The sequence below is a fragment of the Pedobacter frigiditerrae genome (assembly GCF_004331645.1).
In the GTDB taxonomy this organism is placed as follows: Bacteria; Bacteroidota; Bacteroidia; order Sphingobacteriales; family Sphingobacteriaceae; genus Pedobacter; species Pedobacter frigiditerrae.
Genome location: NZ_SJSK01000001.1, coordinates 1,042,645 through 1,068,474 on the forward strand (window position 1 = coordinate 1,042,645; position 25,830 = coordinate 1,068,474).

The window sequence follows — 25,830 nt, forward strand, 5'->3', positions numbered from 1 at the left end:
GTTGGATTGAATACCTTATGTATTAAAGTTAACTAGTGCTATAAATATCTGGGTTATCTGTTAATATCATGTGGTTATTAGCTAAAATACACTTATAGAAACAAACAGGTTTTTCATAGTTTAGCTCATTGATAAAAATGATTAAATATGAAAATGTATAAAGTTTTCTTACATGTCACTTTGGTTGTTGTTGGTTTAATCCAGAGTGTTAACACCGTTAAGGCACAAAATGGAGACCAGATATTAGATGGAATAGGTGAAACAGGAATGGTTGCACGTTACGTGTTTAACGGAGATACCAAAGACTGGTCTCGAAATAATTTGCATGCTAAATTTCAAGGTACCGAAATTAATTTTGTGAATGACAATCGATTTGGAAAGGTATTGTCACTCTCTGGCAATAGCAATTCTTTTATTAAGATTCCTGGTGACGCACTAACAGATGTAGAATCACTAAGTATATCAGGTTGGATATACCTGCGCTCTGAGCAAGTTGGCCAACTTTTTTTTGATTTCGGTAAGGACGCCACTAGGCGTTTTTTTGTTGCGCCAATAGGTACTAGTGCTAAAAAAGGCTATCAAGCGTTGATAACAACTAAGGAAGGAAATAAATACGAGGTGGTTTCTTCGGCTATAGAAATGAATAAGTGGATTCATCTGGCCATAGTGATAGATGTTTCATCAAAATCCATGGTTAGCTATGTTGATGGTAAGGACATAGGAGAAGCTAAGGATATACCAATGGAGTTAAACGCTGTATTCGGTCAGCAAGCAGGAGAAAAACTGCTTTATATTGGCAAGTCACTAGCGCCAGGAGATCCCTATCTCAATGCCATGATTCATGATTTTCGCATTTACCGTGTTCCACTCAATAGCAGGCAGATTGCCGGAATTTATCGCAATGCCCAAAAAGGGCTTAACGAAGGTTTGGTAAATACAACCGGTAAGAAAGAGGATGAGCTTCAGCAATTTTCTAAAACCGAAGCGCAGCTTTATAATACTTACCTAATTCGTGTTTCTGATGTGAAAGTGGAAACGGCTGTAGGAAATTTGCCGCGATTACCCGCTTATGTACAGGGAACTTACCGAAATGAAATCAAAGGCCCAAAAGTGCGTGTGTTATGGCCATCTCCAATTAACAATAGTGCGGTTCTGAAAGCAGGAAGCTATGTTGTTACAGGCCATGTTGCAGGAACGGATTTTAAACCAAAGGCTATAGTAACAATAAAGGACTCCTTTAGATCAACCACTCCAGTTTTAAAGCTAGCTTCGTTTCATTTAGATCAAGTTTTGTTAAAGACAGATGCTCATGGGCATAAAACCAAATTTATCGAGAATCGTGATAAGTTTATAAAAACATTGGCTAAAACCGATCCTAATTCGTTTCTCTATATGTTTCGTGATGCTTTTGGCCAGAAACAACCTGAGGGAGCGAAACCTTTGGGTGTTTGGGATACTCAGGACACCAAATTAAGGGGGCATGCTACAGGTCACTACCTTACGGCAATTGCACAAGCCTATGCCGCTACAGGATACGACAAGGAACTTCAGGCCAATTTTTCCAAAAAAATGGAGTATATGATAAACACCCTTTACGCATTAGCACAACTATCTGGAAAGGCCAAAGAACCCGGAGGGGCATTTGTGTCTGACCCTACTGCTGTTCCATATGGTACGGGGAAATCAGCTTATGATTCAGATCTGAGTGAAACGGGTATCCGTACCGATTATTGGAACTGGGGGAAAGGATTTATCAGCGCGTATCCTCCGGATCAGTTGATCATGTTAGAAAGTGGGGCCAAGTATGGAGGACAAAAGAACCAGATTTGGGCGCCGTATTATACCTTGCATAAAATTTTAGCTGGCTTAATAGACGTATATGAAGTGAGTGGTAATAAAAAAGCCATTGAAACAGCTACGGGTATGAGCGACTGGGTATATGCCCGCTTAAGCAAGTTGCCACAAGATACACTCATAAAGATGTGGAATACGTACATTGCTGGTGAGTTTGGGGGAATGAATGAAGTAATGGCTCGTTTGTACAGGATTACGGGCGACCAGAAATACCTAAAAACTGCACAATTATTTGATAATATCAAAGTATTTTTTGGTGATCCAGCGCATTCACATGGACTGGCCAAAAATGTGGATCTTTTCCGTGGATTACATGCCAACCAACATATACCACAAGTTGTCGGGAGTATCGAAACCTACCGTGTTTCCAATGATCCTGAATATTACAAAGTGGCCGATAATTTCTGGCATAAGATGGTTAGTGATTATATGTATAGTATTGGAGGAGTTGCAGGCGCACGTAATCCAGCCAATGCAGAATGTTTTATTGCTCAACCAGCAACATTGTATGAAAACGGCTTTTCAATGGGTGGGCAGAATGAAACTTGTGCCACCTACAATATGCTAAAATTAACCAGCGACCTGTTTCTCTTCGATCCGCGGGCAGAGTTAATGGATTATTATGAACGTAGCTTATATAACCATATTCTAGCTTCTGTAGCCGAGAATAGCCCAGCCAATACCTATCATGTGCCACTTGGACCGGGATCTATCAAGCAATTTGGTAATCCGGATATGACAGGCTTTACGTGTTGCAATGGTACGGCAATAGAGAGTAATACTAAGCTACAAAATTCAATTTACTTTAAAAGCAAGGATAACCAGGCACTTTATGTCAATCTATACATACCCTCAACACTAGATTGGACAGAACGTAAAGTAAAGGTGATGCAGACAACTGATTTCCCAAAGGAAGATCATACCCGCCTGACGATTAAGGGCAGTGGGAAATTTGAGGTCAATGTGCGTGTGCCAGGCTGGGCTACTAAAGGATTCTTTGTAAAAATCAACGGTGTAGCCCAAAAGCTTCAAACTAAACCAGGTAGTTACCTGAAAATTAGCCGTAGTTGGAGAGATGGCGATATCATAGAGCTGAGAATGCCTTTCCAGTTTCACCTAGACCCGGTTATGGATCAGCAGAATATTGCCAGTCTGTTTTACGGACCAATATTATTAGCAGCTCAGGAGCCTGAAGCTAGAAAAGAATGGCGCAAGGTAAGCCTTAATGCTGAAGATATAGGCAAGTCAATTAAAGGCGATCCCAAGCAGTTGCAATTCACGATTGATGATGTTGTTTTTAAACCTTTTTATGAAACTTACGGTCGTCACTCGGTTTACCTAGATGTTAAGTTAAAATAGAAATGTTTTGAGTTTTATATTTCCATTTTAAGGTAAAAGAATGCTAATATCAGTTAAATTATGAGCTAAGATATTTTTAAGGCCTATTTATCTTTAGTGATTATTTAAAACATAAAATTCCTGAACCAATGCAATTTAATTCCTTGCCAAAAGGCATATTCTTTACACTGATTGCCTGTTTCTTGTATCCAAATGTGAGTAAGTCCATCCAATCTGAAAAAGATAAAATGGAGAAGGAGGCCTATATCCCTGCAAAGGTATGGAGGGTGCCAGAGAACAACGATTATACCAATGATAATAGTGAATACAGCGACAAAAGGCGGATAGAATCTGATAATATCGTTATTTTTTGGGCCAAAGAATTTGGAGAAGACCCAATGCAAAATGCAGAACCGAACAAACGTTTTAATGTGCGTGATGCGTTAAAGGAATGTGAGCGATTCTATCAAAGTTATGTAAATGACTTAAAATTGGTGCAAAAGGGAAAATCGCTTACTGATAAGTATAAAATATTGGTATATGTAATAGGGGGCACAGAACAAACTGCCTTTGGTGGTGGAGCCGAAAATAAGATTGGTGTTTTATGGACACCAGCTGTACGAATGAATAAAGCACCTTATGGCGCCTTGGCCCATGAGCTAGGCCACTCTTTTCAATACCTGGCCAGTAACGACAATAGCACTGGGATGGGCGGGCCCATCATGGAAATGTCGGCACAATACATGCTTTGGCAAAACTATCCAGAATGGATGACTTTCGAAAACTACCATTTGGTAGATTTCATGAAGAAAACACATTATGCATTTCTGCATCCTACTAACATGTACCATAGCCCATACGTAATAGAGTATTGGTCTAATAAGCATGGAGTAGATTTTTTTGGTAAATTGATGCGTGAGGTAAAAACAGGTGAAGATCCGGTAATGGTTTATAAACGTGTAACTGGTCTTAGTCAAGAACAATTTAATGATGAAATTTTTGATGCTTCACGTCGGTTCATTACCTGGGATATGAAACACATAGAAAATGTGTCCAGGAAATATGCCAATCAACACAATAGTACATTTAATGCGGTAACTGGAGGATGGTATCGGATTGCAGCAAACAATTGCCTGCAAAATTACGGGTATAATGGCATCAAGCTAAAGGTTCCCGCTGTTGGAACTAAAGTTCAATTGGATTTTAAGGGTATAGCAGGAGCTGATGGTTTTAGGGCAATAAAAACTGATATGGCAGGATGGAGATATGGTTTTTTGGCAGTTAACAAGGATGGGAGGCGTGTATATGGTGATGTGAATGGCAATGCAATTGGTGCCGTTACCTTTAAAGTGCCTAATGATACCGAATATTTATGGTTAGTGGTAAGTGGGGCTCCAAAAGAACATTGGTCAGTATCTGGAAAAGACGAAAATAACGAGCAGTGGCCTTATGAGATTAAACTTACAGGCACAAGCTTAGACGAATCAGTGGTTAAATAGAATATTTAAACTTTATGTGGCGTGGCTGATATTTGCACCAGCTCATTGTTGAAAAAAATATCGTTGATCCTAATATTTTGCCGATTTTACGCTTTAAGCCTCATTAATAACCTTTATTAACAAAATATATTTTTAATTATTGTAATTCATTTAACTAAAATTAGACATGTTAAAAAATAAATTCTCAGTTCTCCTATTTTTACTCACTATAGTATTGCTGTGTGAAAGCCCCATTGCATTAATGGCTCAATCGCCATGGAAAGCCCTTGCAAAAAGACAATCTACTTTAGGATTGGAAAAAGGCTATACTACATTAAATGCCGGGTCATTTAATCTTAAGTTGGTTAATTCCTCGCAAACTGTTGCAGGCTTGATACCGAAATTGGTAAAGGGTTTTGATTTTACTCCCGGTGATAGCTTAAAAGTGCGGAGTGCAGATGGACTTTATCATTTGGGTGATATTAACTTAAGATTAAGAACTGGTAGCGAAACTGAATGGAAAAAATACAATACTGCTGCCAAACGTGCACCAATTAAAGCGTTAAAAGTAGCTGGCAGTGTAATTGCTGGGGCAGATCTTGCCGCAACATTGCCAAATGATATCCCCTTAGAGGTGAAAAGATTTTGGGAATTACAAGGTGGTCAGCTAATTCTTCGCTTTGAGTTGAAAAATAAAACTACTCTACCTGTAGAAATAGGTGCATTGGGCATTCCAATGATTTTTAATAATATTTTGGAAGGAAAGACTTTAGAAAAATCGCATTCTGATAATGTTTTCTACGATCCTTATATTGGAAAAGATGCAGGTTATCTGCAAGTAGCACGACTAAGCGGCCAACCATCAACATTAGTGATAACGCCTTATGGAAAAACGCCATTTGAGGCCTACAATCCATTATTAGACGATCCAACACCGCGTGGAATTGTATTCGAAGGTTTTTATGAGTGGATGGTTTATAGTAAAGCTTACGCGGAAAATGAGTGGAAAAATGCTGAACAATGGAACACACCAACTTCAACCATTTTAAAAGCAGGGGAAACACGTAGTTTTGGTCTTAAATTTTTACTTTCGGGGACTGTAAAGAGTATCGAAAGTACGTTGATAGCAAATAATAGACCTGTGGCTCTTTCGGTGCCTGGTTATGTATTGCCTCAAGATGTAAATGCGAAATTATTTATTAAGTATAGTAAAAGTGTTAAATCTATATCAATTGAGCCACAAAACTCATTAACTGTAACATCGTCCACAGCAACAAAAAATGGTTGGAGAACATACCTAGTAAAAGGTAATACCTGGGGTAGGGCCAGATTAACCCTTACTTATGATGATGGGTTAACACAAACTATAAATTATAAAGTAATTAAGCCAGAAACGGAAGTAATTGCTGCCTATGGAAATTTCCTTACAACCAAACAGTGGTTTAATCAACCAGATCCTATATTTAAACGTAACCCATCAGCTATTACCTACGATTATGAGAAGAAAGAACAAGTGGTACAAGATAGTAGAGCTTGGATTGCTGGTTTAAGTGATGAAGGTGGGGCAGGTAGCTGGTTAGGGGCAATGATGAAACAATTGGTAAATCCAGATAAGGCTGAGGTTGACAAATTAAAGACCTTTGTAGATACAGTTATGTTTGGGCGTATACAAGTTAAAGAGGGTGCCAAGAAATTTGGCGTTAAGAAAAGTCTATTCTATTACGAGCCTGATTCGGTACCAAAAGATACGTATAGCAAAGATGTTAATTTTAAAACGTGGTCTGCTTGGCCAATTAAAGAGGCTAACAATTTAGGTAGGTCTTATAATTATCCGCACGTGGCTGCCGCTCATTGGACTTTATACCGATTGGCACGTAATTACAGGGGATTGGTTGAGGAACAAAAATGGATGGAACATCTTACTAATGCTGCCGAAACTGGTTTGGCAATGATAAAATTTGCACCTTATTATGCACAATTTGGACAAATGGAAGGAACGATCTTTTATTTGATTTTAAAAGACCTGCAAAATGAGGGTTTAACAGAAATGGCAACAAAGTTAGAGACGGCAATGAAGAAGCGCGCCGATCATTGGCGATCATTAGAATACCCTTTTGGTAGCGAAATGCCATGGGATTCTACTGGTCAGGAAGAAGTGTATGTATGGTCTAAATATTTTGGCTATAATGATAAGGCCAATGTAACGCTTAATGCCATACTGGCTTATATGCCTGTGGTGCCACATTGGGCCTACAATGGTAATGCCCGTCGATATTGGGATTTCTTATATGGAGGAAAACTTTCACGCATAGAACGGATGATACACCATTATGGGTCTGCTTTAAATGCGATACCAGTGTTAATGGATTACCGTCAAAATCCTGATGATTTTTATCTCTTACGTACGGGTTACGGTGGTTTATTGGGAGGTATTGCCAATATTACCGAAGATGGTTTTGCGCCAACTGCTTTTCATGCCTTTCCATCAACACTTAAAAATGATGGAATAACAGGAGATTATGGCTCTGGATTTTTTGGATATGCGGTTAACACCTCATCTTATTTAATTAACCACAAAGAATTTGGTTACTTAGGTTTTGGTGGCAATGTGTCTACAAGTGGCGATTTAGTTAAGCTTAAATTAACCACGGCAGCCAAATCAGCTGTTTATATTGCAAGTGCTGGACTTTGGATTACCTTAGATGCGGGACAAATTGATGAGGTCTCATATCATAAAGTTTCTGGAGAAATTCGTTTAAAATTGAATGCTGCCAGCCAATATACACCAAATGCGTTGATAAGGTTGGCACAGCCGGCTAAAGTGATTGGTGTAAGTAATTATACACTACAAAATAGTAGCGCAAAGAATCATGGGGCTTATCAAATTGCGTTGGCCAATGGTGCAAATACCGAAGTTGTCATCACACAAAAGTAAGATAGGTTAATATTTAAAATTTAAACCTCGAGGATGTAAAAATCTTCGGGGTTTTTTGTTTTTATCAAGACGTGAAGAGGCGGAAAACGTACTAAGTAGTGGGTTGTTGCAAGGTATGAAGAAATCTCAAAGCACAATTCTATAAGGGAGATCACTTTGTGACTCACAGCAATTTAGCTATAGAATAGCGTGTAAAGCCATTATTTGCAGGACTTCGGTTACAATGCCCATTCTCTTACGTAATTCTATTATTCCTAATATGGTTAGTTTTTGATTGCTAAACGATTTTGAATGAGGGGCTAGTATTGATCAATAATACCTATTATAAAAAAGGTCGAGATTTTAAGTCTCGACCTAATTAGGTTACTTGTTTTTAATGAACAGGTGTTAGGATAGCGGTCCAACCACCACCCTTTTCCATATTAATTTCGATGGTATCACTTGCGGTTATAGTGCTATTTGATATTTTATAATCGGCAGCATGCCTTGATGCATTAATACCATCACTTAGTACCTCCATTTTATACTGCGTGTTGTCTAAAAACGTAAGCGAAGCTTTAAATGTCCTTGCATTCCAGTCTGTCATACCCGAAATGTACCAATTGTTACCATTTTTACGTGCAACAACGGCATACTCTCCAACTTTACCTTCTAAGGCAATGGTTTTGTCCCAAATGGTTGGTATGCGAGAGATGAAATAGGTACAAAGACTATCTTTTAAGTAATTTGAAGGATTGTCGGCCAGCATTTGTAAAGGACTTTCGTACATCACATACATAGCCACCTGATGTGCTCTTGTACCCATGCTCATTGGTTCAGAGTAAACGATGTTAAAGTTTTTCTTTGTTGCATTAAGCATAGCTCCTGGCGTGTAATCCATGGGGCCAGCGGCCATACGAATAAATGGTAACGTGAGATTATGTGTAGGTGTAATTTCTGTACTCCATTTGTTATTTTCGGCTCCTCTAACACCTTCGTAACTTAATACATTTGGATATTTACGGTTTAAGCCTACAGGTTTATAAGCGCCATGCAAATCAACCATTAGTTTATATTTGGCTGCTGTTGCTGCAGTACGTTCATAAAAATTAACCATATACTGTTCGGCACGTGCCATGAAATCTACTTTTATGCCTTTTGCGCCCCATTTCGCATATTGAGCAAGGATGTTATCCATATCCTTATCTAAAGGCTCCCATAAAGTCCATAGCCAAATACCTACGTTTTTCGATTTTCCGTAGTCAATTAATGCTTGTATATCTATTGTTTTTGCAGGATTCAATAAATCGGTTGTTGTTCTAGTCCAACCTTCATCCAACATGATATAATCTAAGCCATAGGCTGATGCAAAATCTATGTAATATTTATAGGTTTCGGTATTAATGCCTGCCTTAAAGTCCACACCATAAATATTATTGTCGTTCCACCAATCCCAAGCCACTTTACCAGGTTTTATCCAATCGGTATTGGTAATTACTGAAGGGGTAGAAAGCTTATAAGTTAAATTGTTTACAAGAAGGTCTTTATCGTCTTTACAGATGGCAATACTACGCCATGGATATTTTCTTTGCCCAGTAGTTTTTGCAATATAATTAGCTAATTTGGTAATTTTAATACCACGATCTCTCACTGGAATACTTTCTGCAATTACTTTTGGGAAACCAGCCGTAAGGTTTTTATCGCCTGTGCCAAATAGAAATAAATTAGGGTAATCGTATAAGTCAGCTTCGCTTACCAACAATTTAGTGCCAGATGCCGAAAACAATAACATTGGCAATGCTGCATGTTGATTATTGCTAAAAGCTGTTAAAACTGAGTCTTTATACAAGCTTTCGAAATGTGACAAAAAGTCTTTGTTCTCTTCTTGTGGCCAAAATACTCGGTTATTGCCACTAAAATTGAAATCGGCCGTTTCTCCAGTTACTTCGATCGAGCTTTCCTTTAAATTAGTTTCGAAACGATAGGCAACCCCATCATTATAGGCACGGAAATAAATGGTATAACCATCTTTAAAATCGAGTTTTAGTTCGTTAAAAAGGTTGATAATTTCCTTGCTTTTTACCGGAACGGTGGCAATGATTAAGTCGCTATGTAGTTTTAATTGCTGTTTAATTAAAACAGGATTAATTCCTGGCTGTACTTTATGATTTAAAAGTAATGCAATTGAACTTGGCTGCAAAAGCAATTCGGTGTCTTTACGTACAGACCATGTAACCTTGTCGCTAATTGCAATGCTAATCTTTATTTTATGATCTGGCGATAACAGCTCATAATCTTTGGAAAATGCCCTGTTTGTAATCAATAGAGCGATAATAAATAAAATAGGTTTAATGTTCATGATATGGTTTCTGCTACTGTAATTAAAAATGAAATTATAAAATTAACAGAACGGTATTGATATGATATTTCACTTGTTCTATCCATATTTTACCCAATTTTAAACAGGCCCTTAATACATCTTTTTCAAAGTATTTGCTCCGATAGTTTACCGATTTTTTCGATAGTTGATTTGCCTTTTCCAATTAATTACAAATTATTAAGAGGATGCCAAAGGCAATAAAAATAAACGTCACTTTAACGTATATTGACTAATGATGGTATAATTTTAACCGTTTCATTTATTTTTTCTTAAGTGCCTGTTAATATTTGTAAATTATGTAACTAAATATAAAAATAAAATGAAAGTACTTCCATTTACCATGCTGGTTCCGGATGACAAAAGTGTTATATCGGAACAAATAGAATTACCACATTTTTATCAATATCTTCATCGTCATGACGAGTGGCAGCTGACCTGGGTACAAGAGGGGGAAGGTACATTGCTTGCAGGAAATAACATGCATTCTTTTAGCAAGGGAGATATATTTCTAATTGGTGCAAATCTCCCACATTTATTTAAAAGTAATCCAGAATATTTCATTTTGGATAACGATAAGAAGATCAAGGCCTGCTCCCTTTATTTTAATCCTAACGGAATTCTCAAATCCTTATTTCACTTGCCTGAAATGAGTTTGGTGAATGGCTTTTTAAGTAGCCATAAGCATGGATTTAAGATACCTGACCAGTATGCAAAAGAAATAGCCAAGGGGGTATTGGATGTCCACCATTCATCTGGTACGGATATCTTGTTTAGCTTTATTAAGTTTCTCAATTCATTACAGGGCATCAATTCTAATCTAGAAGCTTTATGTTCAGAAGTATACTCTTCAGATATAACAGAAAATGAAGGTCGACGATTAAGTAATATCCTCAACTTTATCATGAGGAATTATAACAATCAGATTACCTTAGAGGATGTTGCAAATGCAGCATATATGACCCCACAAGCGTTTTGCCGCTATTTCAAGAAACATACTGGCCATACCTTTATCTCTTTCTTGAATGAGGTAAGGATTAACGATGCGTGCAAAAGCTTAATCTCAGGCCCAAAGGCAGATTGTATATCTGGTGTAGCCTATAAGGCCGGTTTTAATAGTATCACTAATTTTAACCGGGTGTTTAAAAATATCATTGGCAAGTCTCCTCGGGTTTATATGGATACTTATAATAGCGTAAGCAAGGTTAAAACAATGGCTTGTAGTTAATTCAAATCCTTTAAGATATGCTTAAACCTATTTATTTTTCTAAAATCGTCTATAGCTTCCTTTTATTGGTTTTGGCAACAAGACCAAGTTTTGCGCAGAGCGCGCTTTATGAGCAAACCAGTGAAATGGGTACAACAATCATTTCCTATCAAAGAGATATTGCCGCTATCCAAGATTTTTATAGCCCGTCTCCACCCAATAATGGGGGTGGCTTTTCATTTAGGGGCAATAATACCTATGCATCTCCCGAGCAAAGGAAGCGATTAATTGAAGTAAATGCCGATTACTTGGTAAAGCTGAAGCTATTGACATTTGATAAATTCAGTATTTATGGGAAAGTTGATTATATCTTAATTAAGAAGCAGATTACAGCTAACCTAGGGCAGTTAAAAGAGGATGTGCTTGTTTATAAAGAAATTGAAAAATACATTCCCTTTGCCAACGAAATTTACGAGCTGGAAAAATTACGCAGAAGAGGTACATATCTACAGGGTTCTGTAATTGCAGTTCGACTTACTAAAATCATGGGTCGGGTTGACTCCGCATCAGCAGTCTTAAGAAAAACAAATGATTTCCAGGGAATAAATTTATCCATTGCCAATCGTGCCGTGAATGGCTTGGTTTCTAGGGTTAAGAGTTTTATCGATTTTTATGTGAATTACGATCCAGAATTTACGTGGTGGGTGCCTAAGCCTGCTGAAGATTTGAGTGCGGCTTTAAATAAGTACGCTCAAAATTTTGTGGTAAAAACAGAAAAAAGAGAAGGTAATGAAATCATTGGTACGCCTATAGGAAGGGAAGAACTGCAAAGGCAAATCACAGCAGAAATGATTCCTTATACGCCTGAACAGCTTTTACAGCTTGCCGAAAAAGAATTTGCATTTTGTGATAAGGAATTACTAAAGGCATCGAAAGAAATGGGTTTTGGTACCAATTGGAAAAAAGCGCAAGAGCAGGTGAAAAATAGCTATGTCCCAGTTGGTAGGCAGCCCGAACTTATTGTAAAGCTACAAAATGATGCCCTTGAGTTTATTAAGGCTAATCAATTAATGGATATTCCCGATTTGGCCAACGAAACTTGGGAAATGGAAATGATGAGTGCACAAAGACAATTGGTAAATCCGTTTTTTACTGGAGGAAAAGAAATTAGTATCTCCTATCCAACACAAGCAATGTCGCAAGAAGACAAGCTGATGAGCATGAGAGGCAATAACCCTTATTTTTCGAGAGGTACTGTACAGCATGAGTTATTGCCCGGACATCACCTGCAATATTACATGAACAATCGCTACAAAGATTATAGGGGACTATTTTCAACTCCTTTTAGTGGAGAAGGATGGCCATTATATTGGGAGTTATTGTTGTACGATAAAGGATTTGCGAAAACACCTGAGGAAAAGATTGGGATGCTATTTTGGCGCATGCACCGTTGTGCGAGGATACTTTTTTCCATAAATTATCATTTAGGCAAGTGGAATCCGAAACAATGCATAGACTTTTTAGTAGACAGAGTGGGACACGAGAAAGCCAATGCCGAAGGTGAAGTAAGGCGTTCGTTTGAAGGCGGTTATAGTCCATTGTACCAAATAGCCTATCTGGTAGGTGGTTTGCAAATCATGGCATTAAAAAATGAATTGGTAGATAAGGGCAAAATGTCTTACAAGCAATTTCATGATGCAGTAATCAAGGAGAATCAAATTCCGATTGAAATGATAAGGGCAACATTAACCAATCAAAATTTAACGCGAGACTTTACTACGCAATGGAAATTTTACGATTTTAAGTAACCAAACAACCAACAAACCAAACAATTATGGAAGAAAACACGATGCAATTTAAGCCTAGCCTTAAGTTGATGGATGCTACTATGCTCGTTGCGGGTAGCATGATAGGCTCAGGAATATTTATCGTAAGTGCCGATATCACCAGAAATGTGGGCAGCAGTGGCTGGCTACTTGTTGTCTGGCTAATTACGGGGTTCATGACACTTACTGCTGCCCTTAGTTATGGCGAACTAAGTGCAATGTTTCCCAAGGCAGGTGGGCAATACATATACCTCAAAGAGGCATACAACCCCTTAGTTAGTTTTTTATACGGATGGAGTTTTTTTACAGTGATACAAACCGCTACCATTGCAGCGGTAGGTGTAGCTTTTGCTAAGTTCACAGCTTATTTAATCCCCTCCTTTAGCGAAGATCTAGTGTTTTTAGATCTTGGCTTTATCAGTATCTCACCGGCCCAACTATTGGCCATTGCTGTAATTGCGGTGCTCACTTATATCAATAGTAGGGGGGTAAACAGTGGTAAAACAATACAAACAACCTTTACTTTAACCAAATTGCTGAGTCTTTTTGGTTTAATTGTTTTTGGCCTGTTTTTTTTGGATAAAGGCATATGGAAAAGCAATTGGGAAAACATATGGACGTTAGCTCCCTTATCTGCTAATGGAGGCCTGGGTACATACACTACTTTGGCAGCTTTTGGCGCCATAGCTGCAGCCATGGTAGGGTCTATTTTTAGTAGCGACTCTTGGCATAACGTTACTTTTATTGCTGGAGAAATAAAAAACCCTGCTAAAAACATAGGCTTAAGCTTAGCCTTGGGAACTCTTATAGTAACTGTCCTTTATTTACTAACGAATGTAATGTACACTGGGGTACTTTCGCTACCTGATATTGCCTATTCCGATAAAGATAGAGTAGCCGTGGCTTCAGCTAATGTTATATTTGGCACTTCTGGTACTGTTATCATAGCCATCATGATCATGGTTTCGACCTTTGGCTGTAACAATGGATTAATCATGGCAGGTGCAAGGGTATATTATTCTATGGCTAAGGATAAATTGTTCTTTAAGAAAGCTGGCACGCTTAACAAAAATGCCGTACCTGGATTTGGCTTGTGGATACAATGTATTTTTGCCTGTTTATGGTGTTTAAGCGGTAAGTATGGCGACTTATTAGACATGATCTCATTTGTGGTGGTACTGTTTTACATGCTTACCATTTTTGGTATTTTCATTCTTCGTAAAAAGCGTCCTGATGCCGATAGGCCTTATAAAGCTTTTGGTTATCCTGTTCTACCAATTATATATATCATCATGGGCTTGGCCTTTTGCACATTGCTTATCATGTTTAAACCGAAATTTACTTGGCCGGGTTTGATCATCACCCTAGTGGGAATACCCGTGTATTACCTCGTTACTTTTTTGAATAGGGATAAAAAGGAAATAGGGAATTCTTAAACTTAAATACGACATGAAATGGATAAGCAATTATTTAAAATCGTTTTTAATAATGGGGTTTTCTGTAAAGGCACAAGTTTTAAATTTTTAGCCCTAAAAGCCAATTCAAAATGAATTTGTAAAAGTTATATTAATACATATGAAATTTCTTTTTTTTAGCCTAGTAAGCTTAATTAGTTTTACTTTACACTTAAAGGCTCAAAACCATCAACTACCAGGTAAGGGTAATCCGATCATACCTGGTTACTTTGCAGATCCAACTGTTAAAAAATTTGGTGATACTTATTATATTTATGCCACTACCGATGGCAATGGAGGGGGCTTTGGGCCTTCACAGGTATGGATGTCTAAAGATTTTGTTAACTGGTCATTGCAAGACATGAATTGGCCAACTACCCATTATTATTGGGCACCCGATGTAACCAGAGGCAATGATGGCAAATACTACATTTATTATTGTCAGCCAGTTGAGATTTTTGGAGCTGTTGGCGATACGCCTGTTGGTCCTTGGACTTCCTTATTGCCCGAAGGCAAACCCATTGTGCCTAACTTTTTGGTGCCAAACGTAATCACGTTAGATGGGCAAACATTTAGAGATGATGATGGGAAATTTTATATGTACTGGGGTACTTGGGGAATTTATCCAAATCATGGATGTGGAGTTGGTTTAATGAATCCCGATATGAAATCTTTTGCCAAATTAGCGCAAATACCCAATACGGTAGCAAAAGATTTTTTCGAAGCACCATTTATGTTTAAACGTAATGGCATATACTATTTAACCTATTCATCGGGCCGTTGTGAGGATGGAAGCTACCGAGTTCAATATGTAATGAGTAAAACGGGACCAATGGGCCCCTTCGTTTTTGGGAAAAACAATCCTGTTTTATCTACTAATGCCGATGGCACAGTGCATGGCCCCGGACATCAATCAGTTTTACAAGAAGGCGACAACTTTTATATGGTTTACCATAGGCACAACAATCCTAATTCTGGGGGCGGCTTTCATAGGCAATTGGTAGCTGATAAAATGGAATTTGATGCAGAGGGAAATATCGTTAAGATTAATCCCACGCATGAAGCAATAGGTTATTTAGCTAAAAATAGTAATCCACACGCTAACTTGGCCTTTAATGCAAAAGTAAAGGCCTCTTCTTTTTACAGTGCTGATTTTAAACCAAGTTTTGCCGTTGATGATAACAATGGAACCTTATGGAAGCCAAAAAATAATACTAGCGTATCATGGTTAGAACTTGATTTAGGAAGTGTTAAGAATGTGAAAAGCATCCATACACAATTCGAATACGCAACTTGGTACTATCAGTATATCATCCATTATTCTATTGATGGGAAAATTTGGCAGGTGTATGCAGATCAAACAAAAAACACCAAACACGGCAGTCCTGTTATTGATTTTGGTAACGTAAAAGCACGCTATTTAAAACTAACCATTACCGACACTGAATATCCAGGGCTTAACAAAGCGGTTTGGAACATGAAAGTTTTCGATAATGATGAATATCGTCCCAATGCCATCACCACAACAAAGAAATTAGCCGATCATCACAGTTATAAACCTCAAGGGCTAATTTTAGATTTAAATGCTAAATCTTTAAAAATAGGAAGTAGTGTTAGCGAATGGAAAAATGTTGGAAAGCTTAAAGGTAGTTTTTCTTCCGAACAATCGCAGGCTCCAGTGGTAGAAATTATAGGCGGAAAAAAGGCGCTTGTTTTTTCGGGGAAATCATCCCTCAAGTCGAGTTTCAAAGCTCCAGGGTCCTTAAATGGGAATAGTAGTTTTAGTGCAGCAATGTGGGTGTATAATCCCGAGATTGCCGATGAAGAACCGATTATATCATGGACACAGCGTGGAGGAGTAGACCTAACAAATGTTACGTTAGGTTACGGGCGCCATAAAAACTGGGGTGCAGCTGCGCACTGGGGCTGGGCAGATATGCCCTATGGAAAGCTTCCTGAAGCTGGCAAATGGCATCATATTGCATTGGTGTTTGATGGTACAATGGAACGGCTATATGTAGATGGCGTTTTAGATAGGGAAGAGCGGAAAATGTTATTTGTAAATAGGCTTAGTGAAATTTTTATTGGCACTACAACCGATCGAAATGCTTATTTCTCGGGTGCGTTAGCTGCGTTAAAACTGTACGACATACCACTTACGGGAAATGAGGTAAAGAAAATGGCTGCCGAAAACTCTGATTCAGAAGCTGTGTTTTATTTTGAGACCTCGCCCCTCGATTATGGTAAGCTTAAAAATTGGAAAAATGAAGGTTTTGCTACTGGAAACTTAACGCCAGCTCAAAATTCCCCATTTGTTGAAGATATCCAAGGTAAAATCGCCCTCAATTTAAATGAGAAGGGGAAGATTACTTTTGATAAAGCAGTTCCAAGTACACTAAATGGCACAAAACCCTATACCATCATAGCCCAGGTATTTGCAGAAACAGCTTCTCAATATTTAGCAATGGCTTGGCCACAAGCTTCAAATAAGTTGTCGAAAACATTAAAAATTAAAGGAACAGGGAAGTGGCAACATATGCTCAGTACTTTTGATGGCCGTTTGCATAAAACCTATATCAATGGTGTTTTAAGCAGTAAAAATGAAATTGAGTTCTCGAAAAGTAAGGAGAACGAATTTACTATTTATGCCAATGGAGATAAAACGGCATTAGCTTCACTTATTGTATATAACTATGCTTATACATCAATAGTAGCGTTAGAAGCCTACAAAAGTTGGCTCAATACTAAACAAAATACACTAACAGCAGCTACATTTGATCAGTTGCCAAAAGCCATTTCACCGAATATGATTGCTATGTCTGCAGCCGATGTTAAGCTTGCAGGATCGAGCATTCACTATTATTTTATGGCAAAAGATGGTTTAAATAACAGTGGATGGTTAAATAGCAAAAAATATATCAACTTTGGACTAAATGCCGACCAATCGTATGCTTATGGCGTTAAGGCAAGAGACAACTATGGTAATGTAACTTTACCTTCTGCATACACTGATGTTTCGACGAATATGAGCCAGTTTACCATATTTAAAGATGGTTTAGTGGCTAATCATGATTTCCAGAAAGATGGTATGATAGCTAGTCAATGGGATGGTTTTATTGGAAGCGCCGATAAGGCATCAACAATAGATGGAGTACTCACTTTAGCATCAACGAATACCAAATGGGATAGCGCTACGCCGCTCGGGCCTTATTTATATAAAACGATAACTGGTAATTTTGTTGTTGAGGTTACCATAGCTGATTTAAGTGGATGGAAGGACAGGAAAACAAATGGAGCCAATGATATGGGCCTTATGGTACGTGGAACAGACGGCAAAGGCTTACTTCAGAGTAGTGTGATGCTAGGTTGGGGGATAGGTAACCTGGTAACCAACATGAGTGGTCGTGGTCGTGTTCAAACGAATAATGGCACTGCATTTAATTTCAATAGGTATTTACAAATTGAACGTAATGGGAACCTATTTAGTTTGAGGGCAAGTGCTGATGGTAAAGACTGGAAAGATTTGCCAGGAAGTCCGATATTACGTGCTGATATGGATAAAAAGGCTGTTCAAGTAGGGATGTTTCAGGCTACTTATGGAGAGCAAAGTGGTTATGGGTCCTTTAGTAACTTTAACATTATAAAGCAGAAGTAACTATTTTATTTTACGGCTACATCTTAACAAGTGCCTTAGGTTCTTTTTAAGATGAGGAGAAGACCGAATGCACATGAAACCCCGAATCTAATTACAGCTTCGGGGTTTTATAGTTTTGGAAAGCACTTCCTTTGTTACGTTATTCTGGATTTTACGCAAACCGAGAGTTATGACGTTGACTATAATAATTACAATCCACTAGAAATACACTTCTAAATAAAAAAACCCGAACCTAATTAAAGATTCGGGCTTTTTTATATCAACCTTATTAAGGTTTTCTGGTAATTGCTGGTATTTGAACGGTTACTGTAAAGGTACCTGCAGAGAACACCTTGAAATCAAAGAATACTGGGTTTGCATTTCTGTTCTCTATGGTAAACTGACCTGGGATACGGTAATAGTTGCCCGTTCCGTTATTTCCATCCTTTATTGGGAAACCATTTGGCAGCTGTATAAATCCCCATTCTAATCCCGAAGTTGTTTTTACTACAGGGAAATACGGGTTCATCTGCGACATGTTACCACGATCTCCTCTTGTTACAACCTCACCGGCAGCAGCATTAAAAATAGCACCATTTTTATCTAAAAACTTAAAGATAATTTTGTTAGGTCCAGCTGCATCATGTGTAACCGTAATCGGTAAAAAGTTGCTGGCCGAAAATCCTGTTTCGGCCCCCACGTCAGAAGTGGTGTAAAATGGACTTGTGCTTATCGCATAGTGTACTTTGGGCGTTAACTTTATTCTGCATGCATTTAAAAGTGTACGTGTTCCTTTAGCATTGCTTACCTGTACATCAATCACATAGTCGCCCGTTGCAATATTGGCGGTGGCCTGTGAAAGGGCAATTCGTCCACCAATTTCACCTACCGTTAAAGGAATTGAGGGTTTAAGTTCAATTTTTTTGTTCACTAATGCAATGGTCGAGTCCGCCACTGTAATTTGAGCGTTAAACTGTTGAATCATGTATTGCTTAAGGAATTCTGGAGCATCTTTTCCCGTTGCCGAATTTCTAACGGCCAATAGCTTAACCGTAACAGGTCCTGAACTTCCATCGAGTTCTAGTGGCTTAGAAGTGGTTACATTACCTTGGGTTGCAATTAAGGGATTTGGCGAATAGTACATATAATCACTAATAAAGCCCTTTTCAACTTTTGCACATCCATATAAAACTGCCATAAAAGCAACCATGGATAGATATAAAATTTTATGTTTTGAGTTCATGTTAAAATCTAATAAATGTATGTGTGTTACTTAAAACATGTAAGATTCCGCCAGACGAAGGTTCTATTCCTGTGGTTTGACATTGAGCCTTTAAATCAATGTTTGGATCATTTGGCAATAGAACTGAATTTGGTGGATCAATGCCCCCCCTTACTTTAATATAAAATAAATAATAAATAGGCGCCGACGACCATGATTCATTGGGCTTAGGTTGTAATATGCGCTGCACGCCAGTTTGTGTATTGCCAAAATTTGGTGTCATGGTAACCTGCAGGGGTGCGCTCGTTAATTCGACCTTAGACTTAGTCATGTATATCCGTACTGAATCGGCGGTTAGGCTTGCATACATGTCTGTTAATTTATAGGTGTTATTTTCATTTATCTTTTGTACCGAATCTCTTTTTATTTTAAGGTATTTATTTATGGAATAATTGGTTGGTGCAAAAAATGTGGCGGCACTATTTACCTCATTTTTAAGGTTATAATGATCAATTACCATAATCAAGGTGTCAAATAAATGGTACTTATGCTGTTTTAAGTAATCGTAAGTAGATAATGATGTTTTTGCTTCACTTAGTCCACCATCAGTTAGGTAATTACTTTTCTTGCAGCTTGTAAAATATGCAAGCCCTAGGCTACATATTAAAAAATAGAGTAGTTTATTTTTCATGGTTTTACATCTTAGAACTCCAAAAGGTTGTTTGGGTAAGCTTTTTATTAATTTGTAATAATGCAGGATCGATTGGCCAATAATATTTACCAGCGTCAAAGTCTGACTTGCTGATCTTATTGTCTCCAAATTTCACAATGCCTGTCTTTTTTCCCAGCCTAACTAGGTCGTAAAAACGATGCCCTTCCAAGAACAGCTCACGACCACGTTCATCTATAATGCCTTCAAACAAATTTGCATCCGTACCGACCCAATCAGTTAACCCTGCTTGCGAACGAACCTCGTTTAATACTATTCTCGCTGCACTATATTGTGTCAAGGCAGCAAGTGCTTCAGCTTTAAGTAATTTGATGTCTGCTAGCCTAAAAATGATAATGTTGTTATGTGTAACAGGGGTAATTACATTATTTCCATTTACATAAGTAATGTTTGAATACTTAATGCAAATAGGATCGGTTGTAGTTGTTAGCGCAAAAGCATTTGTAAATCTTTTATCATTTGCATTATTGCCGTAAAGATTAGTTAGTGTTGTGGTATTAATGGTAAAACCAGCATTGTTTGTAACCGTGGTTAAGTATGGGGTTTTTAAGGTGTAAAAAGAAATCCCATTTACGCTACCTTCATTTTCATCGCTTTGTGCAATTTCAAAAATACCTTCAGCAGATTTTCCCTTGAAAATATTAAGGTAGGTGCCACGATCTACATATTGATAAAACCCTTGGTTTATCACCTGATCGGTAGCTATATTACAGTTTGTATAGTCACCTTTCCATGCATAGATGTGAGCTAATAGCGCATAAGCCGCACCCTTGTTAGCCCTTACAGCTCTATTATTGGCGTTATCATAATTCCAGTTTAGCAAACCGATGGCTGTATTTACATCTTTAATACATTGCGCAATTACATCAGCCTCCTTGGCACGAGGAATATCTACAGCCTCAGTTATTATGCCTGATTCAGTTACCAAAGGAATATCCCCCCATATTCGAGCCATGTAGAAATAATTAAAGGCCCTTAAAAAATAAGCTTCGCCTATTAAATTGTTTTTAGCCCCAATTGAAGTAAACTTATCATCACTTATGGTGGGTATAAATTTGATACAACGATTAGCTTGATCTATTGTGCTATAAAAAGTATCGTAACGGCGCATTTGCATCATTCTATCCCATGTTTCAGATCCTGGAACAGCGATGGACCAATTTACATTTGAAATATCCGAATACCTCCATTGATTGGTTGTATATTCATCAGTTGGTAAGTCGCCATAGGCGTAAAAACCAATTCCGTCTGCCTTATTTAAGGTTTTTCTCAATAAAGCGTATCCCGAAGCAACCCCTTGATCGGCATCCTTTTCATTTTTCCAAAAAGTTAAATCTGTTGATTCACTTATTGGTTTTTCATCTAAGAATTTTTTGCATGAAGCCAGTGTGCTTATTGCCATAACGCAAAAAATATATATGGTTAATTTTTTCATCTTATATCTTATTTAGAAAGTTAAATCTAATCCAAAAGTGTATTTTCTAGGTATAGGGTAATCATTACCAGAAGAATACCCATCAACACCAACTGCTTCTGGATCAGGTACCGTAGATCTAGACCATACTTTAACATTGTCTAACAAACCGTAAAATCTAATTAATCGAATACCCATTTTTTTCGAAACTTTTTCTGGAAGGGTATAACCCAACCTTATGTTTTTAATCCTAAGAAAACTGGCATCTTCTACATACATGCTCTGTCCAATATGCCATTTATCAACTGTGTTTGTAATTAGGCCAGGATATTTTGCAACATCACCAGGTTTTGACCAGAAATCGGCAACATTAAAGTTAGAAGCAGGTCCAGAACGTGGTCCCCATAATGTATAAGGGTCACTTGTTCCAGCATCTTGTAATTTATCAGAAAGATAACCATTACGTAACTTACGTCCTGAAATAAAGGTTGTTAAGATATCAATTGTAAAACCTTTATAAGAGAATGAGTTGTTCATACCACCTGTCCAGTCTGGATTTGGATTACCATAGGAAATGTTGTCGTTATAATCGATGTTATAATCTCCATTCTGGTCTACCCTTGCTGGGTCTCCTGCGCCAAATTGGCTACCACCAAACTGAGTTATTCTTTTACCTGTAAGTGGATCGATGGGAACATCAGAATCTCTAGAATAAATTCCCCTAACTTCCCAAACTTTATAAGTAAATAGAGGTTCACTTACACTAAGGGTTTGTTGCATCCATGGAGGTCCGAATGTAAAATCCCTGCCGCCATTTGGAAGTTTGGTGACATAATTTTTGTTATAGGCGATATTAAAATTCGTATTCCACTGCACCTTTGATTTTGGCCCCAAATTGCGTGTGTTAATGCTTAATTCTACTCCCGTATTGCGAAGATCTACATAGTTGTTTGAGATTTCGGAGAAGCCTGTGGTAAGTGGAACCGCTACATTAAAAACCTTGCTTTTCGAATCTCGAACATAGTATTCAGTCGACATTGATATTCTGTCGTTTAAAAAGCCTAGATCTACTCCCGCGTTAAATTGTGGGGCCCTTTCCCAGCTAATCGATGGAGCTGAGGCTGCACCATTATAATTTGGATACAATACCTGTGTGCCATTATAAGTGGTTTGAGAACCGCCCTGTCCATTGGCTAATGCAGAAAGAGGATATGATGCATCGGTAATTAAAGTTTGGTACTGGGCATAATAAGCGCCTGGATCATTACCAGTTACACCATAACTAGCCCTCAATTTAAGGTAAGAAACTACCTTTTTTAGAGGGGCGAAGAATTTCTCTTCAGAGGCATTCCATCCAGCAGAGATAGATGGAAATGCACCCCATCTATTATTTGCACTATATCTTGATGAAGCATCAGTACGATATACCGCCTGCATTAAATATTTACCTTTATAATCGTAAACAAAACTGCCCATCCATGATAGTCGAGAACGTTGTTGAACGGTATTATAGGTGTAAAGATTTGCTCCAGATGCGATTCCGTTAACTGTTTTTACCGCATCTGAATTTCCTACGCTTCTGCTGTAGGTGTTATTACTCACATTTTTTTCCATTCCATAGAGCACAACTGCGTTAAAATTATGTCCACTTTCTAATGATTTGGCATAATTCAATGTGTTTTCTAATTCCCAACGGTTGCCTTGATTAACCCAGCCTTCTGCTTCATTTTGCCCGCTGTTGCTTAAAATATTGGGTTTAAAATAACCTCTAGTATTATTGTTGATATTATATGAAATTGTACTTTTTAAGTTCAAGCCCGGGATAAGGGTATATTGAGCTGACGTATTTCCATTCAAGCTCGTCGTTCTATCGTCGTCCCTTAGCTCGTCGTAACGGCCACTATATAGTTCTTCTTCAGTAGTTCCAATCTTCCAGAAAGATGATGGGAAGCCCCAAGTGGTAAAAGGATATTTGGTTTGATCACCTTGTCCGTGCCTAGATTTAGTCAGTCCCACAAATAGGTTGGTTTGAACTTGTAACGATTTAGTTGGATTTACCTGAACAAATAAGCTTGGTGTTATTCTACTAAAATCATAGCCCTTCATTACGCCTTCTTCACTAAAGCGATTAAATGAAAAACGATATGAATATTTTTCTGTAGCTGCAGCAATACTCGCATCAACATTGGTGATTAATCCAGTTTGAAGAAATAAGCCCTGCCAATCTGTATTGTTATTAAATGCAGAATTTAAACTATCTGTTAGCATCATGTTAAGATTACCTAACTGTGTATAGCTGCCATTACCTGCATATAAGAGATCCATTTTTAAACGTCTTTCGGCAGTTCCAGTTTGGATTGGTTTTAAGGCAGGCTTATTGGCGATCCCAAAATAAGTTGCCACTCTAATTTGAGGAGGTGCACCGATTGCTGCTCTTTTTGTTTTTACAAGAATTACCCCGTTAGATGCCCTGGCTCCGTAAACGGCTGCTGCCGATGCATCTTTTAATACGTCTACTGATTCAATGTCATTTGGATTTATGGCTTGTAGAGGATTACTGCCGTACGCAGAACCTATATCATTAACATCATAGATAATTCCATCAATTACATATAGGGGCGAAGAACTCTGACCTAACACTACGCTAGTTGCTCCTCTAATATTTACAATGTTATTTCCTCCAGGTTCGCCTGAAGTACTTAGTACCGTTAAACCAGCAACACGCCCTTGTAACATCGAGTCGAAGGTTGAGTAGGGGGTGTTCTCAAAATCCTTACCCTTAACAGAAGAGATTGCGCCCGCGGTCTTTTTTCTTTGGATGTTTTGGTATCCAATAAGTACAACCTCGTTTAAGGATTTTGTGTCTTCTAGCAATTCAATATTTAAAGTAGTTTTTCCATCAATAGCAATTTCTTTAGTAGTGAAACCCACCATGGTTAAGGTGAGCGTTAATGGGGCATCAGCTTTTAAGGTTAGTGTAAATTTTCCATTTTCGTCTGTTGACGATCCATTTTTAGTAGTCTTTTGCGCTACAGAAACTCCAGGGATAGGAAGTCCCTTACTGTCTTTTACGGTGCCTGTAATCTTGGTTTGAGCGAAAACTTGCCATGGTATTAAAAGAATGGCAATTATTCCAAATAATCGGCTTAAGGAAAGTTTGAATTTTAAGTTCATAGTTATTGGTTTAGGTTTAAATAATAAATGTCACTTTAACGTTTAATAAAATTAGGACAAGGGGATGCTTAGATTAATGAATATTTTACCCTTTAATAATCATTTTTTAACCTAATACAATAAGAAAGAGATTTTGTAATTGAGTATTTTAGCTAAAACAGCGAATTATATTCTGTTAAACGAATGAAACCTGTTTTCTTGTTTGGTTTTATGGCGGGCTATAGGTCTAACCTGATAGACCGACCCTAAAAAGGAAAAGGCCCTAATCGGGCTAGACAATATTGAAATAAAAAGGGTGGGTACTTTAGATTATAGAATTTAAATAATCTTTACGATAATAATTACTGCTAATAACGGTTCAATTTTATTTACATCAATTATTCCAATGGTAGATCCTAAATCATGGCAATACTATTAAGGTCAGTAATCCCATGGTGATGCAGTGTGTGTTTTCTGCTCTTGTATTGTCCAGTTTGACAAGTTTCTCCGTAGTTAACCTAAAGATATGCTCATGAATTACATCGAATTAAAATAAAGAAGCCACATCAGTTTACCTGATGCAGCCTTCTTAAATAAGTAATTATGGCGTAACAGGATAACTTGTACGTAGGTCTTTTGCAGTTTCATTAAGCGCACCTAGTGTCTGATTTAACCTGAGACTAAAGCTTAGCTCAGCATCAATGTCAGTAACTGGAAAATCAGGATTAGCTTGCAATTTTAAAGAAATCTCCACTTCAGGAAGAGCGAAATATTTTGAAATAACATCTACACTAAGAGTAGGACTTAAGGTAGTTTTAACGTTTGGTTCTGGTAATGATTTCATGTTTTTTATGTTTAGTTTGTTTAGGCATTGGGCAGAAAGAAGTCGCGGTTGGTACATATATTGGCGGTGTTGGCAATTTTTTTTCCACCCACATCCATTGGTCTACCGGTGTTAGCTTAGTTTTATTCCGTGTTTTTGTAAACTTATTTGGTAAAATGGTTTGATCATTTAATAGTTCAATTGGAAACTTCTTAGTAGTTATCATATTCTTAGGGTCTTATTAGACTTTGCTAAAATATTTGTTGAACATCTTAGTGCAAGTAATTCAGTAAAATTGGCGGTTAACCTTTAGTTAATACTGCGTCGTAAAGAACTCATAAAGGCGTATAGGTTAAGACGGACTTTAGACGGGGTTGGCTCGGACTTAGTTCGGACCTGTGACAAA

General features: G+C 37.8%; 14 protein-coding genes. 7 read left to right on the forward strand and 7 right to left on the reverse strand.

Features of this window, described 5'->3' with window-relative positions:
• Nucleotides 1–147: 147 nt before the first annotated feature.
• The 3 genes from EZ428_RS04485 (at nucleotide 148) to EZ428_RS04495 (ending at nucleotide 7,605) form a co-directional block, all read left to right on the forward strand.
• Nucleotides 148–3,213 (forward strand): beta-L-arabinofuranosidase domain-containing protein, encoded by a 3,066-nt coding sequence (locus EZ428_RS04485; RefSeq protein WP_131551901.1) that lies wholly within the window; start codon nucleotides 148–150, stop codon nucleotides 3,211–3,213.
• A gap of 128 nt (nucleotides 3,214–3,341) precedes the next feature.
• Complete coding sequence (locus EZ428_RS04490) at nucleotides 3,342–4,691, forward strand: DUF6055 domain-containing protein (RefSeq protein WP_131551902.1); 1,350 nt, start codon at nucleotides 3,342–3,344, stop codon at nucleotides 4,689–4,691.
• A 166-nt stretch (nucleotides 4,692–4,857) separates the two neighbouring features.
• The gene (locus tag EZ428_RS04495) at nucleotides 4,858–7,605 is read left to right on the forward strand and encodes a DUF5695 domain-containing protein (RefSeq protein ID WP_131551903.1); all 2,748 of its coding nucleotides are present in this window, start codon (nucleotides 4,858–4,860) and stop codon (nucleotides 7,603–7,605) included.
• 373 nt (nucleotides 7,606–7,978) lie between these two features.
• Here EZ428_RS04495 and EZ428_RS04500 read toward each other — a convergent pair whose 3' ends face one another.
• Nucleotides 7,979–9,943 (reverse strand): glycoside hydrolase family 97 protein, encoded by a 1,965-nt coding sequence (locus tag EZ428_RS04500; RefSeq protein ID WP_131551904.1) that lies wholly within the window; start codon nucleotides 9,941–9,943, stop codon nucleotides 7,979–7,981.
• 340 nt (nucleotides 9,944–10,283) lie between these two features.
• Here EZ428_RS04500 and EZ428_RS04505 point away from each other — a divergent pair, with 340 nt between their 5' ends.
• The 4 genes from EZ428_RS04505 (at nucleotide 10,284) to EZ428_RS04520 (ending at nucleotide 18,103) form a co-directional block, all read left to right on the forward strand.
• Nucleotides 10,284–11,189: an AraC family transcriptional regulator gene (locus tag EZ428_RS04505; RefSeq protein WP_131551905.1), complete on the forward strand. Its 906-nt coding sequence runs from the start codon at nucleotides 10,284–10,286 to the stop codon at nucleotides 11,187–11,189.
• Nucleotides 11,190–11,206: 17 nt separating this feature from the next.
• Nucleotides 11,207–12,976: a DUF885 family protein gene (locus EZ428_RS04510; protein WP_131551906.1), complete on the forward strand. Its 1,770-nt coding sequence runs from the start codon at nucleotides 11,207–11,209 to the stop codon at nucleotides 12,974–12,976.
• A 26-nt stretch (nucleotides 12,977–13,002) separates the two neighbouring features.
• On the forward strand, nucleotides 13,003–14,430 hold the full coding sequence (locus EZ428_RS04515; protein WP_131551907.1) for an APC family permease: 1,428 nt from the start codon (nucleotides 13,003–13,005) through the stop codon (nucleotides 14,428–14,430).
• Between the two features lie 139 nt (nucleotides 14,431–14,569).
• Nucleotides 14,570–18,103, forward strand: coding sequence for a family 43 glycosylhydrolase (locus EZ428_RS04520; protein WP_131551908.1), 3,534 nt, complete (start codon nucleotides 14,570–14,572; stop codon nucleotides 18,101–18,103).
• Nucleotides 18,104–18,371: 268 nt separating this feature from the next.
• On the opposite strand, the gene EZ428_RS04525 is transcribed toward EZ428_RS04520, so the two are convergent.
• The 6 genes from EZ428_RS04525 to EZ428_RS23935 all read right to left on the reverse strand — a co-directional run bounded on the left by EZ428_RS04525 (nucleotide 18,372) and on the right by EZ428_RS23935 (nucleotide 25,650).
• Nucleotides 18,372–19,325: a hypothetical protein gene (locus tag EZ428_RS04525; RefSeq protein ID WP_131551909.1), complete on the reverse strand. Its 954-nt coding sequence runs from the start codon at nucleotides 19,323–19,325 to the stop codon at nucleotides 18,372–18,374.
• 1 nt (nucleotide 19,326) lies between these two features.
• Nucleotides 19,327–19,995: a hypothetical protein gene (locus EZ428_RS04530; RefSeq protein ID WP_131551910.1), complete on the reverse strand. Its 669-nt coding sequence runs from the start codon at nucleotides 19,993–19,995 to the stop codon at nucleotides 19,327–19,329.
• A 4-nt stretch (nucleotides 19,996–19,999) separates the two neighbouring features.
• Nucleotides 20,000–21,469 (reverse strand): RagB/SusD family nutrient uptake outer membrane protein, encoded by a 1,470-nt coding sequence (locus tag EZ428_RS04535; protein WP_131551911.1) that lies wholly within the window; start codon nucleotides 21,467–21,469, stop codon nucleotides 20,000–20,002.
• A gap of 12 nt (nucleotides 21,470–21,481) precedes the next feature.
• On the reverse strand, nucleotides 21,482–24,622 hold the full coding sequence (locus EZ428_RS04540) for a SusC/RagA family TonB-linked outer membrane protein (RefSeq protein ID WP_131551912.1): 3,141 nt from the start codon (nucleotides 24,620–24,622) through the stop codon (nucleotides 21,482–21,484).
• A 580-nt stretch (nucleotides 24,623–25,202) separates the two neighbouring features.
• Nucleotides 25,203–25,445: a hypothetical protein gene (locus EZ428_RS04545; protein WP_131551913.1), complete on the reverse strand. Its 243-nt coding sequence runs from the start codon at nucleotides 25,443–25,445 to the stop codon at nucleotides 25,203–25,205.
• Nucleotides 25,417–25,650, reverse strand: coding sequence for a hypothetical protein (locus EZ428_RS23935; RefSeq protein WP_165501703.1), 234 nt, complete (start codon nucleotides 25,648–25,650; stop codon nucleotides 25,417–25,419). Before EZ428_RS23935 ends, EZ428_RS04545 begins: the two co-directional genes overlap by 29 nt.
• Nucleotides 25,651–25,830 lie beyond the last annotated feature (180 nt).